Below are 22,755 nucleotides of genomic sequence, written 5' to 3' on the forward strand. Positions count from 1 at the left end.
TTGTGAAGGAGAAAAAGAAAATTGATTACATAGTATTTGTTAGCGTGATAGCTGCATTTTCCGTACTGGTGCTTCATACTAACAAATGCTTTTGGGAGTTTAGTGCGACCGAGAAATATTGGGTTTCGGCTAACATTATTGAGTGTATTTTTTATCCGGGAGTGCCGCTTTTCTTTATGATAAGCGGTATAACTCTTATGGATTTCTACGAGAGATATTCGTTAAAAGAGTTCTTTATAAAAAGATGGAATAAGGCAGTCGTGCCATTTCTTGCCTGGAGTCTTATCATTATGTTTGGCAAGGTTTTAAGTCACAAGATACCAAGGGAGCAGGTGAATCCACACTTCATTTATCAGAGTGTTACCGGAACGACTATTGTTGATTATTACTGGTTCTTTTCTTCGCTTTTTGTTTTGTATCTCAGCATGCCCTTGTATGCAGCAGTGGAAAAAGAAAAGAGAAGACTTGTTTTTTCTTACCTTGTCGCAGCGGGCTTTGCCCTGAATATCCTGGCGCCATTTATTACCGGCGTTTTTCAGCTTGATTTGAATACACCTTATGCAGTTACAAGTGTGATGGGCGTACTTATCTGGGTACCGATCGGGTGGTTGCTTCATGATACAGAGTTTAGTAAAACTCAGAAGTTTACAATATATGGACTTGCTATGGCAGGTCTTTTGCTCCATATAATCGGTACCTATTCGTTGTCGATGCGTATCGGTATGATTGATGGGACATTTAAAGGGTATGAGAACGTTCCAAGTGTACTTTACTCTGCCGGAGTTTTTGTACTGTTAAAAGACATTGGAAGAAAGGTTATGGAGAGTAAGGCCAGGGAATTTATTTCTTTTCTTGGTGGATACACCTATCCTGTTTACCTTATGCAATTTATTTTCATTAAGACAATTCCGCTTCTTCCATTCGTTGATACCAGGTCGTTATTATATCGGCTCGGGGCGCCATTTGTTATCGTCCCCATGATAATAGTAGTAGCAGCGTGTATGCGCAAGATCCCGGTGGTAAAGAGCATTGTTCCATAAGTATACGGCATTTGTAAGAGCTTTTGGTTTGGAAAAAATCAGGAGCTCTTTTTTATATCATAATATGAACATTAGACGACAAAAAAAATACAAGTTACGACAATCTTTGTTAGTGTAATTTTGTTTCATGATAATCTATGATCAGAGAAATAAAAGTGTAGTTGTGTAGGAGATGGCATATGAGTAATCCTATTTACAATGATGAGGGGTTAAGAGTTGTCCAAGAAGCTTACTGCTGCGAGCACTGGGAACCAGATGCAGGGGTTTTGGTTCCTTTGAGGGAGTGCTGGTGCTGCAAGTGGTCTAATTTCAGGATTGAAGGGACAAATACCGAAGTTGAGAATTTAAGTGTCTGCAATTATGAGGGAAATGTGGAGACAGCAATCAATAGTTGAGGTGAAGCTATGAACAAGGGCTTAGGAATCAGATTAGATGTTCAAATGTTCGGTGGACTTGCGATTTCTTATGAGGGAAGAAACGTATCCGTTGGAAAAAACAAGGGAGCTAAGTACATTCAGCTCCTCGAACTTGTGTGGCTTGCTGGTGAAAACGGCATCACCAAAGAGCAGCTTATAAACACGCTTTACGAAAGAGAAGAACAGTCTAATCTCAATAACAGCTTTAATAATCTGATCTATCAGATGCATAAACAGCTTAAGAGTTCAACTCTTCCTGATTTCGAGTACATAGTGAACAAGGATGGCATTTTCTATACAGATGAGAATGTTGAAGTGGTCACTGATGCAGGAAGTTTTGAGGCTGCGGTACGTAACGCAAGACTTTGCGGTGATACGACAGAGGGGATTCTTTTTTACAAACAGGCTGTAGAACTCTATAAAGCTGAGCTTCTTCCGGAACTTGCAACTCAGGAATGGGTTATCATCAAGAGCGTTCAGCTTCAGAAGATGTATGCAGAGTGCGTAGTAGCCCTTGGCAATTATTATGAAAAGAAAAAAGATTATAATGCAATGTACCGCGTATACAAAAAAGCGGCTCAGCTATATCCTGATGATGAGTGGCAGGTAGGTGAGATCAATGCGCTTATAGGCATGGAGTCCTACGATGAAGCGTATGCGATTTACGATGAGACTGTCAGATATTACACTGATGAATTAGGTATTACACCAAGTAGTGATCTTATGGAATGCTATGAGAAAATGAGCAGGCAGATCACTAATACACCAGGTAAGATACTTAAGATAAGAGATGACATCATCGAGAGAAGAGACAGTGCCAAGAGTGAAGAGGGAAGAGCTTATGATTGCTCATATCCAAGCTTCATTGACGCTTATCATATTTTAAGTCGCAACATGGAGAGAAGTGGCCAGTCAGTATATATGATGCTTCTCACTTTGGTTGACTATGAAGGTAAACAGATTACTAATCAGACCAAACTTGAAACAAAAGCTAAGCTCTTGCAGAAGGCCATTGCTCAGACTTTGAGACAGGGTGACACATATTGCAAGTACTCAGCATCTCAGTTCTTACTCCTTCTTGCTGGAACCAACAAGGAGAGTTGCAAAATAGTTTATAGAAGAGTATTGAACAAATATAAAGTCTTAGCCGGACCAAGAGCTGAGATTGAATACAGCGTAGTTTCACTTGCTGAACTTCCGCAATCTTTGTCAGAGGCAAAATGATCTTTATAAATTATTAGTGGGTCTAGTGGTTTTTTTATGAGGATTCCGCGAGAGTGTTTATCACTTTCGCGGAATTTTGGGTTTATTGAAAATTTAATATTTAGTTCACAGAACGTTTAAGGTATACTGATATACTGTACATGAGATATTAAGCGAAAGGAAGTGAAGTCTATGGCAGTCAAGAGATTAGACTATTCGAAGATAGATTTTGCTAAGCTTACGGGAAGATCTGAAAAAAGTCATACTGAAGAGGGCAGTCAGATAGATATTGAGAATTTGCTTAAGATGAAAGATCAGGTTAAGGATTTTCAGATCCTGATGATGAAATATGATTGCGCATTATCGGAAGTCAGGACTAAACTGGATGTTCTTAATAAAGAGCTTTCATTAATAAATAATAGAAATCCTTTTGAATCGATCAAAATGAGAATAAAGACACCTACCAGCATTTATAACAAGCTGAGCAATAAGGGTGTGGATTTTACCGTTGAGAATATAAGCAAAAATCTTTCAGATATAGCCGGGATAAGGGTTATATGTTCTTTTATAGACGACATTTATATGCTTGCAGATTGCCTGGCTAAACAGGATGATATCACTGTCATCCAGAAAAAGGATTACATTGAGAATCCCAAGGCCAGCGGCTACAGAAGCCTTCACCTCATTATCGAGGTGCCTATTTTCCTCACTACGGAAAAAGAGTACATGAAGGTAGAGGTTCAGTTCAGAACAATAGCAATGGATTTCTGGGCAAGCCTTGAGCACAAGATGAAGTATAAAAAGAATATTCAAAATCAGGATGTTATTTCAGACGATCTTAAGTTTAGTGCAGATCTTATCAATCAGCTGGATCTGAGAATGCAGCAGATAAGAGAAAAAATTGACGAAGAGGAATAGTAAAAAAGACCTGGAAGCCAAGTGCTTTCAGGTCTTCGTTTTTTCTTTTTACAAAGTTATGATTCAGGCTTTCTCAGGTTCTGGATAAGATACACCAAAGGTCTCAACTGTAACTGTCTTCATGACCTGGTCGTTTACAGGTCTGTCATTCCAGTCAGTATCTGTTTCAGCAATCTTGTTTACAACTTCCATTCCCTCTGTAACTTTGCCGAATGCAGCGTAGTCACCGTCGAGGTGTGGAGAAGTTTTGTGCATGATAAAGAACTGTGAGCCTGCAGAGTTAGGCATCATTGATCTTGCCATTGAAAGAACGCCCTCAGTGTGTTTGAGATCGTTCTTGAATCCGTTGGATGAGAACTCACCCTTGATTCCATATCCTGGGCCACCCATTCCTGTTCCCTCAGGATCTCCACCCTGAAGCATGAAACCGCGGATAACTCTGTGGAAAATAAGTCCGTCGTAGAATTTTTTGTTGATAAGTGAAATGAAGTTATTGACTGTATTAGGTGCAATCTCAGGATAGAGCTCAGCCTTGATAACATCACCGTTTTCCATTGTGATCGTAACAATAGGATTCTGTGCCATAAGTTCGTCCTCTTTTCTATATGATAGTATCTTAGCCTATTATAGCAGATTTATCGATGTTATAAATGTGATATTATATTTTTGTCAGGAGGAACTACTATGAAAAAGAATTGTTGGTATAAAGCTACTGCAGCCTTCCTTGCTGCGACGCTTCTTTTGCCTGGGTGCGGAAAAGCAGATAAAGCTGCATCAGGGCTGAATGTTATTGATGATAAGTATAGAACTACCTATGAGATTTTCGTTTATTCTTTTTACGACAGTGATGGAGATGGAATAGGGGATCTCAAGGGAGTTACCAAGAAGCTCGACTACATAAATGATGGGGATGATACCACAGATACTGATCTTGGCTGTAATGAGATCTGGCTGATGCCTGTTTCACCATCACCGACATATCACAAATATGATGTGACTGATTACAAGGATATTGATCCGCAGTACGGAACAATTGAGGATTTCGATGAGCTTGTGGATGAATGTCATAAAAGAGGTATCAATGTCATTCTCGACCTGGTGCTCAATCATACATCTGTAGAACATCCGTGGTTTAAGGCTTCATCAGAAGCTCCTTACAATGAGTACTACAATTTTTCTACTGAACCTCAGGATGGCTACGAGGCGCTTGCCGGATCAGATCTGTATTATGAGGCGAGATTCTGGTCTGGAATGCCAGATCTTAATCTTGATAATGAGGCTGTCAGGAATGAGATAAAAGATATTACGCAGTTCTGGATAGATCATGGAGTTGATGGATTCAGGCTGGACGCGGTGTCTTACTATTATACAGGTGATGATTCCAAGAATATTGAGTTTTTGACATGGCTTAATGACACTGTTAAATCGCAAAAAGAAGATGCTTATATAGTTGGAGAGTGCTGGACTAATTCAAGTACTTATCTAAAGTACTATAAGAGCGGTGTAGACAGCTTTTTTGACTTCGATTTCGCGGGAAGTGAAGGGACTATCGCAGGCATTGCGAGAGGAACAAGCTCTGCTGCAAATTACGGAAAAGCTCTTGAAAAGATAGAGAGTCAGCTTGCTGAAATTAGCGACACTGCCATCGATGCGCCTTTTTACACTAATCATGATATGGCCAGATCTGCCGGGTATTATACCGGGAAGGGCAGCCAGGACAAGATAAAACTTGCCGGAGCGCTCAACCTTCTTATGACAGGAAATGCCTTTATCTATTATGGTGAAGAGCTGGGCATGAAAGGTTCTGGCAAGGATGAGAATAAAAGGGCTCCAATGCAGTGGAGTTCTACAGATTTGACAGGTATGTGCAATGGTCCTGCTGATATGGACAAGTTTGATATGAAGTATCCGGCTCTTGATGAGCAGGCGGCAGATGAATATTCTATCTTGAATTACTATAAGGCTGCCATAAAGCTTAGGAATATGTTCCCTGTAATCGCCAGAGGCAAAACTGTGAATGTAGACTCCCTTTCTGATAGCGACATTTCTGCATTTATCAGGGAGAAAAGGGAAGGCAGCAGCTATGAGACAGATGAGGAGAGACTTCTTATATTGATAAATACTTCAGATGAGTCAAAGGAAGTGGATATTTTCACAGATGATATGTCGAAAAATTATGGGAATATTGTGTATAGCCTTTGTACTTCTGAAGAAAAATGTGAATATAATGGTGGGAAAGTGGTAATACCTGCCTATGGAATAGCAGTATTAGCAGCCGGGAACTAAAGTTCCTGGCTGTTTTTATGATGTCTTTAGTATTTTTTTATAGTTATTAAGGATGGAAAAATATGGTCGATCACAAAAGTGCCATGGATAGAGGTTCTTGGGGATTTGCGACTATAACGACATAGGATTGTAGATTTGGTCGTAAAGTGTTACAATGTCAGTATACAAGCCAAAGGGAGGTACGACCATGTACAGGAAAAGGAAAATAGAGAATTCTATAAGGGAAGTGGCAGATTCTTTTCCATGTGTTGTAATATATGGATCAAGGCAAGTTGGTAAATCAACAACGGTAAATCATATATTTGGAGATACGATAAAAAAAGTAACGCTTGATGATGGTAACGACAGAGCTCTTGCAAAGCAGAATCCTAAACTGTTTTTGGAGACTCATGGGTGGCCACTTATAATAGATGAGATACAGAAAGCTCCAGAGCTTTTGGACGAGATAAAGATAGTCATAGATGATAAGAAACTTGAATGGACAGAGAATGATGAAGATCAGCAGCTTATGTATATACTGACAGGTTCAAACAGATTTGAGATGCAGCAGGGGATATCTGATTCACTTGCCGGAAGATGCGGAGTGATCGAGATGGCATCTTTTTCCCAGGTAGAAAAGTATGATACACCAGGGAGTCTGTTTGATCCTGATATACAGGTCCTTCTAAAAAAAGAAAAAGAAGGTAAGCTTACATACAGGACAAGGTCTCAGATATTTGAGGATATATTTGTAGGAGGCATGCCTGATGTTGTCCTTGGAAAGTCAAAAAGGGATATATATTTCAGGTCATATCTTGATACATATATTGAAAAGGATGTAAAGAAATTAATATCTGAAGACAGTGAGACAGTCTTTAGGAATTTTATATCACTGGTCGCACTAAGGACATCTGCAGAGCTTCGTTATGATACCCTTGCAAATGATGTGGGAATAGATGTAAGGACCTGCAAAAGATGGATATCCATACTTGAGACTGCAGGGATAATATATCTCATCCATCCCTATCTTCCAAACATATCAAACAGGATAATAAAGGCGCCCAAAATGTATTTCATGGATACCGGACTATGTGCGTATTTGTGTAAATGGCCCGATGCAAAGATGCTTGAGAATGGAGCAATGGGTGGAGCTTTTTATGAAACTTTTGTTGTGAGCGAACTGATAAAAAATTTTTATGCTTACAACCTGGATCCGAAGGAATATCTGTTTTATTACAGGGACAAGGACCAGAAGGAAGTAGATCTTTTGTATGTAAAGCCAGGGATGATATATCCCATGGAGATAAAAAAGGGAATATCCATAGGGAAGAGGGCTGCAAAAAATTTTGGTGTTCTTAAAAAATACGGAATGGATATCAGGCCTGGACTTATAATTGATTCATGTGAAAAGATAAGTCCGCTCAATGAGAACACATATTTTTATCCTGTATTTAGGATTGGAGAATAATAATTTTTCTGATAAGTCCAGAAAGCTGTCACTGGAAACTCTGACAGCTTTCTTTTTAATTGTTTTTTGGGGAAAAATTTCGGACCAGAAAACAACAAAAAAGCCTGAAAACAAGTAGTTTTCAAGCTTTCATTGATGAGCAGGGGAAGCAGGATTCGAACCCGCATGAGCGGTTTTGGAGACCGGCATACTAGCCATTGTATGATTCCCCTTTATTTATGGCTTTTGCACCAACGAATGTTATTCTAGCATAGACAATAGATGTTGTAAAGAAGATTTTTTAATTTGCACTGGCAAAAAATGTTATAATCTTCCTAATCGTAAAAGGAGCGAAGCAGGAAATATGGCTTACAAATATAAGAATTACATTTTTGATCTATATGGAACTTTAGTGGATATCCACACAGATGAGGAACAGCAGGAGCTCTGGGAGAAAATGGCAAGGAAGCTGTCAGAAGAATATGGCGCAGATTACACAGGAGCAGACCTTCGTGAGAAATATCTTTTGGCATGTAAAGAGGAAACAGAGGCCCTTATTGAGAAGACTCACGCGGAGTATCCGGAGATAAAGATAGAGAATGTATGGGCTAAACTTATTGGAAAAGAAAATGTAGTGGATCCCGGCAGCTTAGAGCCACTTTGCATCTTCTTCAGGGAGGCGTCACGTGATAAGCTATGCAAATACCCTTATACTGACAGACTTTTGACTGATCTTAAAACTGCCGGGGAAAAGATATTTCTTTTGTCTAATGCCCAGCTCTTTTTCACCAGGAAAGAGCTTGAGGATGTGGATATTGCAAAGTACTTTGATGACATTTTCATATCGTCAGATAAAGGGATAAAAAAACCACAAAAAGAATTCATGGAAAAACTGTTAAAAAAGCATGGATTAAACCCAGCTGAATGCGTTATGATAGGGAATGAGGTTTTTAGCGATGGTGGAGTAGCCAAGGCAAATGGCGTAGATTACATCTTCGTACAGGATGGGGATTTCTCTAAAATAATATGAAATATGAAAAGGAGAATGGGTATGCAGGACAGATTACCAAAAAGAGATGAGGTCGCAAAGGAGCTTACCTGGCGACTTGAGGATATTTTCGAAAATGAGGATAAGTGGGAAGAAGAACTCAAAAAGATAAGTGAAGTAGCTGATAAGATTGCAGCTCTTCAGGGCAAGCTTTCTGATGGAAAGTGCCTTCTTGAAGCTCTTAAGTTTACAGAGGAGCTTGAGCTTTTAGCTGACAGGGTTGTTGGCTATTCTCATAAGAGATTTGATCAGGATACATCCAATTCCAAATACCAGGGTATGAATGCAAGGGCTATGTCTGCATATGCTGCAGTCGAGGAGAAAACAGCCTTCATGAACTCTGAGATTGTTGATATTTCTGATGAGAACCTTGAAAAGCTCTATGAGCAGATTCCTGAGCTTGACAGATTCAAGAGAGCAATAAAGAATATCAGAAGATTAAAGGCTCACATGCTCGACAGTAACATGGAAGCTCTTTTGGCATCAGCAAGTGAGCTTGAGGGCGCTCCTCAGAAAGCTTTCGGAATGCTTGCAAACGCTGACCTTAAGTTCCCTTCAGTAAAAGATTCAAAGGGAGAAGAGGTTCAGCTTTCACAGGGAAGATTTGTTCCAACGCAGATGTCTCATGACAGAGACTTAAGAAAGGCTAGTTTTGAGGCTTTCTATACAAGATTTGCAGAGTTCAAAAATACATGGACTGCTATGTATGACGGCGAAGTTAAGGCAAGAATCTTCGAGTCAAAGGCAAGAAAATATGATTCATGCTTTGAGGCGGCAGTTGATGGTAACAACGTATCGCCTTTAGTTTGCGATTCACTGTTTGAGTCCATTCATGGCAACATGGACAAGATGCACAGATACGTGTCACTCAGGAAAAAGCTCCTTGGAGTAGACGAACTTCACATGTATGATGTCTATGTTTCAATGATCCCTGATTTTGACATGAATGTGACATATGATGAGGCAAAAGAGATCTCTCTTAAGGCCCTTGCTCCTCTTGGCGAAGATTATCTTGCAGTTGTAAAAGAGGCATATGAGAACAGGTGGATCGATGTGGTTGAGAATGAAGGAAAGAGAAGTGGTGCGTATTCCTCAAATGTATACGGAACACATCCATATATGCTTCTTAACTATAATGATACTTTGAATGATGTCTTTACACTTGTTCATGAGATGGGACATTCAATGCATTCATGGTATTCAAGCAAGGCACAGCACATTCTTGATGCAGGTTACAAGATCTTCGTTGCAGAAGTAGCGTCTACTACTAATGAAGTTCTTTTGTACCATTATCTTAAGGATAATGCTAAGAGCAAGGAAGAAAAGGCCTTTATCGTAAATCACTTCCTTGAGAGCTTTAAGAGCACAATGTTCCGTCAGACTATGTTTGAGGAATTTGAGAGAAAGACCTGCAAGATGGCTGAAGATGGTGAGCCTCTTACAGCAGAGTCTCTTTATAAAGTATACTATAACCTCAATAAGGAATACTTTGGCGAGGATATGATCTCTGATGAACTTATTGGCTGGGAGTGGTGCAGAATTCCACACTTCTATTACAACTTCTATGTTTATCAGTATGCTACAAGCTTTGCTGCAGCTGTTGCGATTGCAGACAGAATTCTTAAAGAGGGTGCTCCTGCAGTTGAGCAGTACAAGAAGTTCCTTTCAAGCGGATGCACACAGGATCCTGTAAGCCTCCTCAAGATAGCTGGAGTTGACCTTACAACAAAGGCTCCAATCGATGCGGCACTTAAGGTATTTGGTGAAGCTCTCGATGAGATGGAAGAGATCATGAAGTAAGTTGTGGCAGAAAGTTTTTTCTGCCTGGATATAAGGCGGTGCTTATATGGCAAAAGAAATATGGCGACCAGGTAATATGCTTTATCCCACACCTGCAGTTATGGTGAGCTGCATGCGTGAGGGTGAAAAGCCTAACATAATAACTGTTGCATGGGCTGGGACTATCTGTAGTGACCCGGCCATGCTATCAATATCTGTGCGTAAAGAGAGATATTCCTATGATATTCTCAAGGAGACGGGGGAATTTGTTGTCAATCTCACAAGTAAAAAACTGACTAGGGCAGCTGACTGGTGCGGTGTACGTTCCGGACGTGAATACGATAAGTTTAAAGAGATGAACTTAACACCTCTTGAATCCCAGAAGATATCAGCTCCCGGAATAGCAGAAAGCCCTGTTAATATCGAGTGTAAGGTAAAACAGTCAATTGATCTGGGAAGCCATACTATCTTTATCGCAGAGGTCATGTGTGTTACAGTAGATGACAAATTACTTGATGACAAGGGCAAACTTGACCTTGGAAAGGCTAAACTTGTGGCTTATTCCCATGGCGAGTATTTCATGCTTGGTGAGAAAGTTGGAAAGTTTGGCTATAGCGTGGCCAAGAAGGCTACGGCTAAAAAGGCAAAGAAGAAAAAATGAAGTATTTTTTAATGTATATCAAACAAACATTGCGGTTTGTGCTTAAGCCACTTTCTTTTGTGCCCGCGATCATAATGATGTGTGTGATATTCATGTTTTCGGGACAGGAAGGCGATGAGAGCAGCCAGCTCAGCTATCAGGTCGGTATAAAGGTTTTTAGTTATGCCAATGAAAAACTTGATAAAGGCTGGTCTATGGAACAGATTGAGAATCTGTCTGAGGCATCACAGTTTTATGTCAGAAAGACAGCGCATGTCACAGAGTATTTTTTGCTGGCAGTGTCAGTTGCGTTTCCTCTATATGTATATGGACTCAGGGGGCCGCTTCTGGTTCTTTTTGCCGGAGCTTTCTGCGCAGGATTTGCCTGCCTTGATGAGTATCATCAGTCCTTTGTATCAGGGCGAAGCCCTTCAAAGAGAGATGTTTTGATTGACTGCATAGGTATTTTGCCTGGTATAATCCTTACCAGGATTGTTGGCTGGACTGGTCGAATGACGATATTCAGACCACTTGCTAACAAGAAAAAACAAAAAGGGTATTGACAGCATATTTGGACTGTGATATCGTATATGAGTATTTGAAAACAAAGCAGAGTATCCACTCTCACCCTGCGGCAAGGGCTTCAGGTGTTAATATCTTTCAGAACAAACTTATAATGTTTGTATGAATTGAGATTACAGGTGGATACAATGTGTATTCACCTTTTTTCATAGTATGGAGGATAAAACCATTAGCGAGTTATTTATTAATGAACAGATCAGAGCTAAGGAAGTTCGTGTAATTGGTATTGATGGTGAGCAGCTTGGGGTTATGGCTATTGCAGATGCCAGAAAGATTGCTGACGATGAGGGTGTTGATCTTGTTATGATCGCGCCAACAGCTAAACCACCTGTTTGCAGAGTTGTTGATTACGGTAAATTTAAGTACGAACAGCTTCGCAAAGAGAAAGAAGCTAAGAAGAAACAGAAGACTGTCGAAATTAAAGAAATCAGACTTTCACCTAATATTGATACAAACGATCTTAATACTAAGGTGAATGCAGCTAAGAAGTTCCTTGAGAAAGGAAACAGAGTTAAGATCACTCTTCGTTTCCGTGGTCGTGAGATGGCTCACATGGGAGCAAGCGTACATATTCTTACAGATTTTGCTCAGGCACTTAGCGATGTAGCTGTTGTTGAGAAACAGCCTAAGGTTGAGGGACGTAGTATGACAATGTTCCTTGCTGAAAAGAAAAATTGATTTTTGCCAAGTATTGGTTAAAAATAAAGTTCCACAAAATTACTGAGATTCACAGGAGGATTTAAGTTATGCAGCAAAAGATGAAAACAAAGAGAGCTGCTGCCAAGAGATTCAAAGTTACTGGCACAGGAAAGCTCATGAGAAACAAAGCGTATAAGCGCCACATCTTAACAAAGAAGTCTACAAAGAGAAAGAGAAATCTTAGACATGCTGGACTTGTTGACGCTACAAATGTTAAGGCAATGAAGAGCATTCTTCCTTACGCATAAATTTAACGCTTAGTGAAGAATTGACAAGTTTGGTTATTAGAAATTAGGAGGATATTAAGATGGCAAGAGTTAAAGGCGCATTGAATGCCAAGAAGAAGCACAATAGAGTATTAAAGCTTGCAAAAGGTTACAGAGGAGCAAGATCAAAACAGTATAGAGTAGCAAAGCAGTCAGTTATGAGAGCACTTACATCTGCATTTGCTGGTCGTAAGCAGAAGAAGAGAGATATGAGATCTCTTTGGATCACACGTATCAACGCAGCTGCTAGAATCAACGGTCTTTCATACAGCAACCTTATGCATGGTCTTAAGCTTGCAGGTGTTGACATCAACAGAAAGATGCTTGCTGAGCTTGCAGTAAATGATCCAGAAGGATTCAAGACACTTGCTGAGCTTGCAAAAACAAAGATTGCATAATTCAATCGGAAACTTTCATTGAAAATATAGTTTTTTTGATATAGAATTAAGGAGTATCACATTGTGATATTCCTTTTTTTATGCAGTAAAAATGTAGATTTGAAGGAAACTGATATTTTTATAGCGGAGGATATAGATATGGCATACGAGAATTTACAACCAAAGGAAGTATTTCATTTTTTTGAGGAACTTTGCAATATTCCACATGGTTCCGGAAATTTGCAGAAAATAAGCGATTATCTTGTTTCTTTTGCCAAGGATAGAAACCTTGATGTTATTCAGGACAGTGAACTTAATGTAATTATTAAAGCTCCCGGCAGCAAGGGATACGAGGATAAAGAGCCTGTGATCCTGCAGGGACATATGGATATGGTTGCGGTTAAGGAAGATTCCTGTGACATTGATATGCTCACAGAGGGACTTCGCTGCAAGACAGATGGAGAATATGTTTGGGCTGAGGGAACAAGCCTTGGCGGAGATGACGGAATTGCAGTTGCGTACTGTCTGGCACTTCTTGACTCTGATGATATTCCTCATCCACCACTTGAGGTTGTTATCACGACCAATGAAGAGACAGGAATGTTTGGCGCTACAGCAATAGATCTTTCTTCTTTAAAGGGCAAGAAGATGATAAATATCGATAACGAAGAGGAAGGCGCTTTCATTACAAGCTGTGCAGGAGGTGCCAGAATTTATTCAGATTTTTCTTTTGAAAAAGAAAATAAGAGCGGAGTTTTATATGAAGTAAAAGTAGATGGTCTGCTTGGTGGACATTCAGGTGAAATGATCAAATGCGGAAGAGGAAATGCTAATCACATTTTAGCAAGAACTCTTTTCAATGCGATGGATGCGGCTGAAATCTCCCTTGTATCTATAGAAGGTGGAGTAGCTGATAACGCCATCCCTTCAGGAGCTGTAGCTAAGGTTGTTGTTCCTGCAGGTAATGTGGTTGACCTTAAGGAGAGCGTAGAGCAGACTCTTGAAGAAGTTAAGGGTGAGCTTGAAGTTAAGGATCCTGATGTAAATATCACATGCACTGAGGCTGGAGCTGAGGATAATTATACATGTGCTAAATTTGAAGACGGAAGAATGATCGTAAGTGCAATCATTTCTTTACCTGACGGAGTTCAGGCTATGAGCGCAGCAGTTGAAGGACTTGTTGAGACTTCATTAAATCTTGGAATCATTAAGACAGAAGATTCATCTATAACACTTGAGCATTCAGTTAGAAGCAGCGTTGAGTCTTCCAAGAACATGCTTATCAAAAAGGTTGCAACAATCGTTACTACTTTTGGCGGAACATATTCGGTATCAGGCCAGTATCCGGGCTGGAAATACAGACAGCATTCAGAGCTTCGTGATCACATGGTCAAGGTCTATGAAGAAATGTATGGAAAGAGCCCAAGACTTATGGCTATTCATGCGGGTCTTGAGTGTGGCATCTTAAGTGAAAAGATAAAGGACCTTGATTGCATTTCAATCGGCCCTGATATGCAGGATATTCATTCAACAAAAGAGAGACTTTCTATTAAGTCAGCAGGAAATGTTTGGGAATACCTTAAGGCAGTTTTGAAGTGATATTTTAACTAGGAGGGGATTACAATTGAACGAAATAAAAAAGAAAATCATGGACGCTGTTATCAGTCAGTTCAATAATAAGGGAATGAAGTTTACTATGGATGATATTTCCAAGGAACTTCATATCAGTAAAAAGACAATATATAAGGAATTTAACGACAAAGATGAGCTGTTCTTTGCGACTGTAGACTACGGCTTTTCTGCCATTAAGGAAAAAGAGGCAGAGATTATTGCAGATGATTCTTTGGAGCTTCTTGAAAAGATAGAAAAGCTCATTGTTTGTCTTCCTGATAATTACAAAAATATTGATTTCAGAAGGGTTTACCAGTTAAGAGAAAAGTTCCCTGATGTATATAAAAAGATTGCTGAAAGGGTAGAGAGCGACTGGGGGGAGACAGAAAGGCTTCTTGAGCAGGCAATGGATGAAGGCCTTATCAGGAAAATGCCAATCTCTTTTATCAAACTCATAATTGAAGGTGCTATTGAGAAATTCTTAAGTTCAAAAGAACTCTCAAGCACAGGATACAGTTATGAGGAGTCTCTTAATGAGATGATCAATATTGTAATGAACGGACTTAAGCTTCCACAAGGAGAAGATAAATGATTTTAACAAACGAGAAGGTATTTTTATTACAGACTAAAAACACATCATATATGTTTAGAAAACTTGCAAGTGGCCATTTGGAGCACCTGCATTATGGGGACAGGGTTTTCTCAAACAAAGAGACCGGGGTAAGCATGCTTGACAGTATTGCAGAGACTATTGCACCAAAGCATTTCAATGGAGCCGGGAATACGATTGTATATTCAGAGGAACACAATAAGATTCTTCTAGAACAGCTCTCCCTTGAAATGAGCAGCTTTGGAAAAGGCGATATCAGGGATCCTTTTGTAGAACTTACTTATGCTGATGGATCCAATACTGTGGACTTTCTTTTTGATAAATATGAGATAAAAGAAGGCAAGGCACCGCTTACGTCTCTTCCTTCATCTTATGCGGAGTCTGTTGAAACTCCTGATGGAAAGGTTGAGCAGCTTATAGTAACCTTGAAGGACAAAGGGTATGGCTCAAGACTTGATCTTATCTATTCAGTATTTCCTGAGTGTGACGTCATCACCAGAAGTGCAGTTCTTTACAACGATTCTGACAAGGATATTAAGATGGACAGAATCCTTAGTACTGCAGTAGACTTCAACTCTCCATCCTATAAGATGACATCTTTCCATGGAAGATGGGCAGATGAGATGGGTAAGTATGAGAGCGTCTGCAATGGCGGTAAGGTAGTCTGTGAGGAGCTTGCAGCCGGAGAATCAGGATCAAGATCCAACCCTTTCGTGATCGTAAGCAGCGTAGACGCCAACGATGACCATGGCGATTGCTATGGATTTAACCTTATTTACAGTGGTAACCACTATGAATCTCTTTCTTCAAATGGCTACAGCATGAGCAGATTTGTAAGCGGTATTCAGCCAACTGGCTTTACATGGCTTTTGGCACCAGGAGAGAGCTTTGAGACTCCTGAAGCAGTCATGACATTCTCTTCAAAGGGCATGAATGCTATGAGCATTAACATGCACGATTTTGTAAGAGAACATGTGGTAAGAGGAACCTGGAAAAAGAAAGAGCGCCCAATCCTTATCAACAGCTGGGAGGCAGCATATTTTAACTTTACTCAAGGTTCACTTCTTTCTCTTGCAAAAGAGGCTAAGAAGTGCGGAATAGAACTCTTTGTAATGGATGATGGCTGGTTCGGCGTAAGAAATGATGACAACTGCTCGCTTGGTGACTGGTATGAAAACAAAAAGAAACTTCCGGGAGGCTTAAAGGAATTCTCTGAAAAGCTCGATGCTCTTGGAATGATGTTTGGTATCTGGGTTGAACCCGAGATGGTCAATGAGAACAGTGATCTTTACAGAGCACATCCTGACTGGGCTGTAACTGTTCCGGGACATCACCATTCAACATGCAGAAATCAGATGAACCTGGATCTTACAAGAAATGACGTTCAGGACTACATAATTGAATCTATGAGAAAGGTCTTTTCATCCGGAAAGATTTCATATGTAAAGTGGGATATGAACAGAACATTTTCTGACAGATATTCCAAGGGCCTTCCTACTGAGAGGCAAGGCGAGTTCCAGCATAGATATTATCTTGGACTGTACAGGATCATGAAAGAGCTTACTGAGTCTTTCCCAGAAATACTGTTCGAGGGATGCTCTGCAGGTGGCAACAGATTTGATCTTGGAATCCTTAGCTATTTCCCACAGATTTGGGGAAGTGACGATACTGATGCTATGTGCAGGATCGATATTCAGAGAGGATACAGCTATGGATATCCTGCAAGTACCGTTGGCGCTCATGTTTCCGCATGCCCTAACCATCAGACGCTCAATACTGTGCCTCTTGAGACAAGATTTGAAGTTGCAGCGGCAGGCTGTTTTGGATACGAACTCAATCTTTGTGACATGTCTGATGCAGACAAAAAAGCTATCACAAACCAGGTAGAATTCTATAAGCAGAACAGAGAACTGTTCCAGTTTGGAGATTATTATAGACTTCCTGAGGACGGTTATATTATAGTAAGTAAAGATAAGACTAAGGCAGTTGCTTTTGTTGTCCAGAAGGATGCAAGACCAAACAATGACTACAAGTGCCTTAAGACAATTGGCCTTGATGATGACAAAATCTATAACATGGTCGGAAGGGTTGTGCCACACAGCATTAAGGAATTCGGAAGTCTTATAAATATGTTCACACCTGTTCATGTTAAGCAGGATGGAATTGTGCATGGCATAATCGATAAGTTTATGGACATTAATGGTGAGGAGCAGAAGGCTACTGCTCTTGGAGCTGCATTTAATGGACATGGCGTAGCACTCAACTCTGCATTTTGCGGCACTGGCAACAATGATGGAACACGTATAATGCGCACCGGCGACACAAGGCTTTATGTGTTTACACAAGCTTAAAACAGGCGACCGGACATATAGTTTTATGTGTGGTTGATCTGTGGCGCATTGGTATGTGAAGAGGCTGCTTTCTGGTAGGAGGATTTAATATGAAGAATATTACTTTGGGCAGTACCGGCATTACTGCACCTCAAAATGGTTTTGGAGCACTTCCTATTCAGCGAGATGATATGGAAACTACAATCCATATTTTAAGGAAGGCTTACGATGGTGGTATGAGGTTTTTTGACACTGCCAGAGCTTATAGCGATTCTGAGGAAAAGCTTGGCAGGGGCCTTATGGAATATGGAGTAAGGGATAACATCTATATTGCAACTAAGACAGCTGCCAAAGATCCTGAGAATTTTTGGAAGGATTTGGAAACTTCTCTTAAACTTCTTCAGACTGATCATGTAGATATTTATCAGTTCCATATGGTCTCACAGTGCTACAGACCCGGAGATGGCACGGGTATGTATGAGTGCATGGTGGAGGCCAAAGAAAAAGGACTTATAAAGCATATTGGAATCACAACTCACAAGCTCATGGTTGCTGAAGAGATTATTGAAAGCGGGCTTTATGAGACTTTACAGTATCCATTTAGCTATCTTTCTACTGAAAAAGAAATAGAGCTTGTCCATAAGTGCAAAGAGCACAATATGGGCTTCATAGCTATGAAAGGCCTTGCTGGCGGACTTATAAATAAGTCAGACGCTGCATTTGCCTTCATGAGCCAGTTTGATAATGTTATGCCTATTTGGGGCATTCAGAGAGAAAAAGAGCTTGATGAATGGCTTTCATATATGGATGAATCGCCGGAATTAACAGATTCCATCAAAGAGTTTATTGCTCGGGAAAAAGAGGAATTGTCCGGTGATTTCTGCAGAGGATGCGGTTATTGTATGCCTTGCCCTAAGGGCATTTTGATAAATAACTGTGCCAGAATGTCACTTATGATCAGAAGAGCTCCATCAGACAGTTGGCTTGACGAGCATTGGCAGAAGGAAATGGCTAAGATTGATGACTGCATAAACTGCAGAGCCTGTACAAAGAAATGCCCATATGAGCTTAATACACCTGAACTTCTTAAAAAGAATTATGAAGATTACAAAAATGTACTTGCAGGTAAAGTGAGTGTGCGGTAAAATCATTTTACACAATTTAATTTAAAAATCATAAGGAGGTCATAATATGGGATTGAAGGACCTACTTTTCGGAAATGAAGAAGGAGAGAGAACAGAAATGGAAAACGAGAACTTAGTCACAACAGAAATGCTTGTGGGTGATATCATTACAAAGCATCCTCTTGCTGCACAGTTCCTTATGGAGTGTGGAATGGGATGTATTCACTGCCCTGCATCACAGATGGAGTCACTTGCCGAGGCTTGCGCAGTTCACGGAATCGACGGTGAAGAAATCGTTGATGCCCTCAACGACTACCTCGCAGAGCATAACGCGTAAGAGTCCACTTCTTTGAGGTTAGAACGCTAAGATAAAAGTGAGAGTATTTTTTAACTCGGATCTTTTGGCGTGATTCGTGACGAATAAAAACTAAAGGGATTTGCTTGTTTCATGCTTATTCAGAGCACAAGCAAATCCCTTATTTTTTATTCTACTCATCATTGCCTCAAGATAAATCGTTAAAAAATACTCTCACATTTTATCTTTGCTGTTCTACGCAAAATAGTAACTGAATTTATACATCTTCATGTACAGGAAGCGATGACATCCGAAGCTTTGATTAGCGCGATTTAGTATGAGCAATAGAAACAGTTGATGCATAATAAAAGCCTCGTTTTCTGTTCTGAATAAGCATGAAAGAAAACGAGGCGAATTATTATGTATTTACTGTTTCTTTGCAAATACTCCGAGCGATAAGCGAAGCTTCGGATGTTATGGCTTCCGTACAGTGATATAAAAAGAGGTCAGCCCTTTACGGCGCCTTCGATCATGCCTTCCATGATCTGCTTCTGGGCGATGAGGAAGATTATGATCATTGGGATAATTGCAAGGAGCGCTGCGGGAAGGATTCTATCCCAGCTCTTTACGTATGATCCAACGAATTTCTGAATGGCGATAGGAATCGTCATTACTTTACCATTCTGTCCAAGCATCATTGATGGAAGAAGATAGTCATTCCAGATCCACATGCCGTTAAGGATTGTTACTGTTGTAATAACAGGAGTTAAAAGAGGGAAAATGATCTGGAAGAAAGTCTGCTCAGGAGAGCAACCGTCGATTGAAGCGGCTTCTTCAAGATCAAAAGGAACGCCTTTGATAAATCCTGTTAAGATGAATACTGTCATTGCACCGCCAAATCCAAGGTAAGCAAATACGATACCGGGAACTGACTGAAGCATTGGGATTCCAATGAACTTTCCGACATCTCTGAATGTAGAAATAAGTGGAAGCATTACTACCTGGAAAGGAATGATCATTGATGCGATGAAAGTAAAGTAAATTACTGTTGACCAAACTGTTTTGTTACGGCAGATTACCCAGGCTGCCATGGCTCCGAAGAGTGACAAAAGAACAAGTGAGATAACAGTGATTAGCGCTGATGATCCAAATGAACTCCAGAATAAGAAGTTAGGATCATTGATTACAGCCTTTATGTTCTCGAGGAGCTGTGAAAAGCTTGCTCCTGCAAAGCTTACAGGGTTAGCAGTAATGTCTGCTGTAACTTTTCCTGAGTTGATAAGAAGCAGGAAGAATGGGAATAATACATAAATTGCAACGATAACTGCTATAACAAGCCTGATAACAACGCTGGATGTTTTTTCTTTTGTATGCATTATAATTCAACCTCCTTCTTATTAGATATACGAACCTGAATGATTGATACTGCAGCCAAAATGATAAAGAAGAGAACGGCTTTTGCCTGTCCAAGTGCATAATCATTATTGATAACTGCTGTAGTGTAGATGTTTAGTGCTAACATCTCTGTTCCGTTTGCAATATAGTTGCCAAGGAACTGTACTGATCCCTTACCATTTGTAAGAGCAAGGTTAACATCGAACTGCTTGAACGCAGATGTAAGCGTAAGGAAAGTACATATTGTGATAGTTGGTGCAATCATGGGAAGCTTGATATTGAAAAGGGTCTGAACTTTATTTGCACCATCTATGGCAGATGCTTCAAGAACATCTCCGGGGATTGTGTTAAGACCTGTGATGTAGATGAGCATTATGTAACCAGCATACTGCCAGATATATACGATGATAATAGCGATAAACGCTGTATTTGTATCCGAAAGCATTGAGTAAGTTCCTGAGAACTTAGTTACTACATTACTGAAAATGAACTGCCAGATATAACCAAGTACGATTCCTCCAATAAGGTTTGGAAGGAAATAAGCTGCTCTGAAGAATCCAAGCCCCTTGATCTTTGATGTGCAAAGCAGTGCTAAAAGGAAAGCCACAAGGTTAACAAGGATCATGTTAAATACTACAAATAAAAAGGTTAAAAGTGTGGACCACAAGAATGCAGGCTGTTTGAACATTCTTGCATAGTTGGAAAAACCAACAAAGCTCTTAAGTCTTATGCCATCCCAATCGGTAAAAGAATAACCGATACCAAGGAACAGTGGAATTATAACGGTTACAAGGAAGGCAAACAAAAGTGGAAATAAAAATATGAAATTAATAATTGAACGGTGGTGCTTAAGAGTTGGAAACAAGTACAATCCTATGAAGAATAGTAGGATTCCGCACACGAACATGGCTCCCCTAAACACATTTCCGGTGCCGGCAATCGACAGACCCAAACCAACTATTGTAAGCACAATTCCTGCTATAAGGCATATAAATGATGATGCCTTTCTCCCTATAGAAAATGTACTCATAAGTGATCCCCCTTTCGTGAGGCAAAAGTTCTTTTGATTGATAAAAGGGCAGGACACGTGTGCCCTGCCCAAATTACTTCTTATTACTGAGCGTAGTAAGCAGAAATTACCTGAGCCATTGTTGATACAAATCCATCAGCATCAAGTTTGCCCTTTGCATAATCTGCAAATACGTTACATGTCTCGTTCTGGAGACCGTCTTTCTTAAGCATTGTGTGCCATCCAGAGTAGTTACCAGCTGTGATGTAGCTGTTCATGCTCTTGTAGAATGGGTTAACAGCTTCATACTGGCAATCATCGAAAGGAGATACAAGACCAGCATCATTTACAAGGATGTTCTGAGCTGAATCGCCAGCGCACCAGTTAAAGAATGCCTTTGCACCTTCTACGTTACCGTTTGAATATGCTACCCAATATGAAGGTGGTCCAGCAATGATTGTGTTGATTCCATCTTCAAATGCATATGGAGCAAATCCACACTCGAAGTTTACATCTGCAGGAGATGTTACGCACCAGTTACCCTGTGTGATGAATACATACTTGCCTTCTTTGAAACCAGCAACCTGATTGTCATATGTTCCATCTACAAGAAGAGCTGGATCTGAATACTGATTCATCATGCCGATGAACTCAGCAAATTTCTTCATTCTTGCTTCATCAATCTTTCCACCATCGTTAAGAAGATCGATGTATGTTGTATCGTCAGCCTTAAGACCAGCATCAAGATACTGACCAAATACGTGAGTACCTGAAGACCATCCAAGGTTTGTAGGCTCTGCACACCAACCAAATACAGCTGTGATGCCAAGCTCATCCTTCTTGGAATCAAGTGTTTCACAAGCAGCCTTCCAAGCGTCAGGGCTTGTAAGTGTGGAAGGATCAATTCCTGCCTTTGCAAGGATGTCAGCATTGTAACCAAGAGCTGTAGCTTCTACTGTGTAAGGGAAACCGATTGTACCCATTGTAGAATCAACGAGTTCGAATCCAGTCTTGTTTGTCCATTCCTCACCTGAAAGGTCAGCGAGCATTCCGTCCCAGTTAGCAGCCTGGTTAGCTTCGATAACGAAGATATCTGGCATGTTGTCAGCCTGGTACATTTTCTTAAGTTCATCAGAAGCGTTTGTGTCGCCACCGATTGTCTCAACTGTAAGTACGTTGCCTGTCTCTTCAAGATACTTAGCTGCAAGAGCCTGCATCTGATCGTTGATCTCTGGCTTACCATTGAGAAGACGAACAGCTTCCTGAGTTCCTGCTACTTCGCTTGTAGCTGCTGCAGTCTCAGTAGTATCAGCTGACTGAGTCTCTGTCTGAGCTTCGGTGTTGTCAGATGGTGTTGTTGTGTCAGCTGCTGTTTCTCCGCAAGCTGCAAGTGAAAGAACCATTGTGCCTGCAAGAAGAACTGACATGAGTTTCTTTTTCATTTTGTTTCCTCCTTTTGTTGCTTTGTGCAAATTGCCATAACTTATTTACTTTTTGGCGGTTACTTTTGCGCATAAGTTGTACGCTATAATCAAATTATCACAAAAAGCCTAGAAATTCAAGGCGGTTTACTAAAATTAATATTGACCAATTGACTAATAACCGCGAAAACCCCCATGGTTAATGGATTGGCGTGAATTGAGAAAATTGTAAAATTACAATAAAACGTATTAAAAAATTATAAAATAGCATAATTAATGC

The 22,755-nt window shown here is 40.2% G+C and carries 22 protein-coding genes and 1 tRNA gene; 18 read left to right on the top strand and 5 right to left on the bottom strand.

The annotated features are described in order from the left end of the window. Positions 1-2: 2 nt before the first annotated feature. The 4 genes from G585_RS0106105 (at position 3) to G585_RS0106120 (ending at position 3,577) form a co-directional block, all read left to right on the top strand. Positions 3-1,040 (top strand): acyltransferase, encoded by a 1,038-nt coding sequence (locus tag G585_RS0106105; protein ID WP_022773720.1) that lies wholly within the window; start codon positions 3-5, stop codon positions 1,038-1,040. 179 nt (positions 1,041-1,219) lie between these two features. After that, on the top strand, positions 1,220-1,435 hold the full coding sequence (locus G585_RS0106110; RefSeq protein ID WP_022773721.1) for a hypothetical protein: 216 nt from the start codon (positions 1,220-1,222) through the stop codon (positions 1,433-1,435). A gap of 9 nt (positions 1,436-1,444) precedes the next feature. Continuing rightward, positions 1,445-2,680 (top strand): bacterial transcriptional activator domain-containing protein, encoded by a 1,236-nt coding sequence (locus tag G585_RS0106115; protein ID WP_022773723.1) that lies wholly within the window; start codon positions 1,445-1,447, stop codon positions 2,678-2,680. A gap of 285 nt (positions 2,681-2,965) precedes the next feature. After that, complete coding sequence (locus G585_RS0106120) at positions 2,966-3,577, top strand: GTP pyrophosphokinase (RefSeq protein WP_034481470.1); 612 nt, start codon at positions 2,966-2,968, stop codon at positions 3,575-3,577. Between the two features lie 63 nt (positions 3,578-3,640). Here the strand turns inward: G585_RS0106120 and G585_RS0106125 are convergent, their stop codons facing one another. Continuing rightward, entirely contained in the window at positions 3,641-4,162 is a 522-nt protein-coding gene (locus G585_RS0106125) for a peptidylprolyl isomerase (protein ID WP_022773725.1), read from the bottom strand. 99 nt (positions 4,163-4,261) lie between these two features. On the opposite strand from G585_RS0106125, the gene G585_RS0106130 reads away from it, so the two are divergent. Both G585_RS0106130 and G585_RS0106135 read left to right on the top strand, forming a co-directional pair. Further along, positions 4,262-5,863 carry an alpha-amylase family glycosyl hydrolase gene (locus G585_RS0106130; RefSeq protein WP_022773727.1) on the top strand — a complete coding sequence of 534 codons (1,602 nt, stop codon included), beginning with the start codon at positions 4,262-4,264 and terminating at the stop codon, positions 5,861-5,863. Positions 5,864-6,050: 187 nt separating this feature from the next. Beyond that, positions 6,051-7,310, top strand: a complete 1,260-nt coding sequence (locus tag G585_RS0106135; protein WP_022773728.1) for an ATP-binding protein — start codon at positions 6,051-6,053, stop codon at positions 7,308-7,310. Positions 7,311-7,450: 140 nt separating this feature from the next. On the opposite strand, the gene G585_RS0106145 is transcribed toward G585_RS0106135, so the two are convergent. Next, positions 7,451-7,522, bottom strand: a tRNA-Trp gene (locus G585_RS0106145). Between the two features lie 131 nt (positions 7,523-7,653). Between G585_RS0106145 and G585_RS17375 the strand changes: the two genes are divergently transcribed. The 12 genes from G585_RS17375 (at position 7,654) to G585_RS0106210 (ending at position 18,692) form a co-directional block, all read left to right on the top strand. Continuing rightward, entirely contained in the window at positions 7,654-8,319 is a 666-nt protein-coding gene (locus tag G585_RS17375; RefSeq protein ID WP_022773731.1) for an HAD family hydrolase, read from the top strand. Between the two features lie 21 nt (positions 8,320-8,340). Next, positions 8,341-10,137, top strand: coding sequence for an oligoendopeptidase F (gene pepF / locus G585_RS0106155; protein WP_022773733.1), 1,797 nt, complete (start codon positions 8,341-8,343; stop codon positions 10,135-10,137). A 46-nt stretch (positions 10,138-10,183) separates the two neighbouring features. Next, positions 10,184-10,777 (top strand): flavin reductase family protein, encoded by a 594-nt coding sequence (locus G585_RS0106160; protein WP_022773734.1) that lies wholly within the window; start codon positions 10,184-10,186, stop codon positions 10,775-10,777. Further along, a complete protein-coding gene (locus G585_RS0106165) occupies positions 10,774-11,319 on the top strand; it encodes a VanZ family protein (protein WP_022773735.1) in 546 nt (181 codons plus the stop codon). The genes G585_RS0106160 and G585_RS0106165 overlap by 4 nt, the downstream gene beginning before the upstream one ends. 172 nt (positions 11,320-11,491) lie before the next feature. Beyond that, on the top strand, positions 11,492-12,016 hold the full coding sequence (gene infC, locus G585_RS0106175) for a translation initiation factor IF-3 (RefSeq protein ID WP_022773738.1): 525 nt from the start codon (positions 11,492-11,494) through the stop codon (positions 12,014-12,016). A gap of 68 nt (positions 12,017-12,084) precedes the next feature. Beyond that, a complete protein-coding gene (rpmI, locus tag G585_RS0106180) occupies positions 12,085-12,285 on the top strand; it encodes a 50S ribosomal protein L35 (protein ID WP_013280183.1) in 201 nt (66 codons plus the stop codon). A gap of 59 nt (positions 12,286-12,344) precedes the next feature. Further along, positions 12,345-12,701, top strand: coding sequence for a 50S ribosomal protein L20 (gene rplT / locus G585_RS0106185; protein WP_022773739.1), 357 nt, complete (start codon positions 12,345-12,347; stop codon positions 12,699-12,701). A 138-nt stretch (positions 12,702-12,839) separates the two neighbouring features. Further along, entirely contained in the window at positions 12,840-14,279 is a 1,440-nt protein-coding gene (locus G585_RS0106190; RefSeq protein WP_026663819.1) for an aminoacyl-histidine dipeptidase, read from the top strand. Positions 14,280-14,304: 25 nt separating this feature from the next. Next, entirely contained in the window at positions 14,305-14,883 is a 579-nt protein-coding gene (locus G585_RS0106195; RefSeq protein WP_022773742.1) for a TetR/AcrR family transcriptional regulator, read from the top strand. Beyond that, on the top strand, positions 14,880-17,252 hold the full coding sequence (locus G585_RS0106200; protein ID WP_022773744.1) for an alpha-galactosidase: 2,373 nt from the start codon (positions 14,880-14,882) through the stop codon (positions 17,250-17,252). Before G585_RS0106195 ends, G585_RS0106200 begins: the two co-directional genes overlap by 4 nt. Before the next feature lie 89 nt (positions 17,253-17,341). Further along, entirely contained in the window at positions 17,342-18,376 is a 1,035-nt protein-coding gene (locus G585_RS0106205; protein ID WP_022773745.1) for an aldo/keto reductase, read from the top strand. 46 nt (positions 18,377-18,422) lie between these two features. Further along, a complete protein-coding gene (locus G585_RS0106210) occupies positions 18,423-18,692 on the top strand; it encodes a DUF1858 domain-containing protein (RefSeq protein WP_022773746.1) in 270 nt (89 codons plus the stop codon). Positions 18,693-19,156: 464 nt separating this feature from the next. Here the strand turns inward: G585_RS0106210 and G585_RS0106215 are convergent, their stop codons facing one another. From G585_RS0106215 to G585_RS0106225, 3 genes are all read right to left on the bottom strand, one after another. Continuing rightward, positions 19,157-20,026, bottom strand: coding sequence for a carbohydrate ABC transporter permease (locus G585_RS0106215; protein ID WP_022773748.1), 870 nt, complete (start codon positions 20,024-20,026; stop codon positions 19,157-19,159). Beyond that, positions 20,026-21,075 carry a carbohydrate ABC transporter permease gene (locus tag G585_RS0106220; protein ID WP_022773749.1) on the bottom strand — a complete coding sequence of 350 codons (1,050 nt, stop codon included), beginning with the start codon at positions 21,073-21,075 and terminating at the stop codon, positions 20,026-20,028. The genes G585_RS0106215 and G585_RS0106220 overlap by 1 nt, the downstream gene beginning before the upstream one ends. Positions 21,076-21,158: 83 nt before the next feature. After that, a complete protein-coding gene (locus tag G585_RS0106225) occupies positions 21,159-22,496 on the bottom strand; it encodes an ABC transporter substrate-binding protein (protein WP_022773750.1) in 1,338 nt (445 codons plus the stop codon). Positions 22,497-22,755: the final 259 nt, after the last annotated feature.

It is taken from the genome of Butyrivibrio sp. AE2015 (assembly GCF_000420825.1).
GTDB lineage: Bacteria > Bacillota > Clostridia > Lachnospirales > Lachnospiraceae > Butyrivibrio.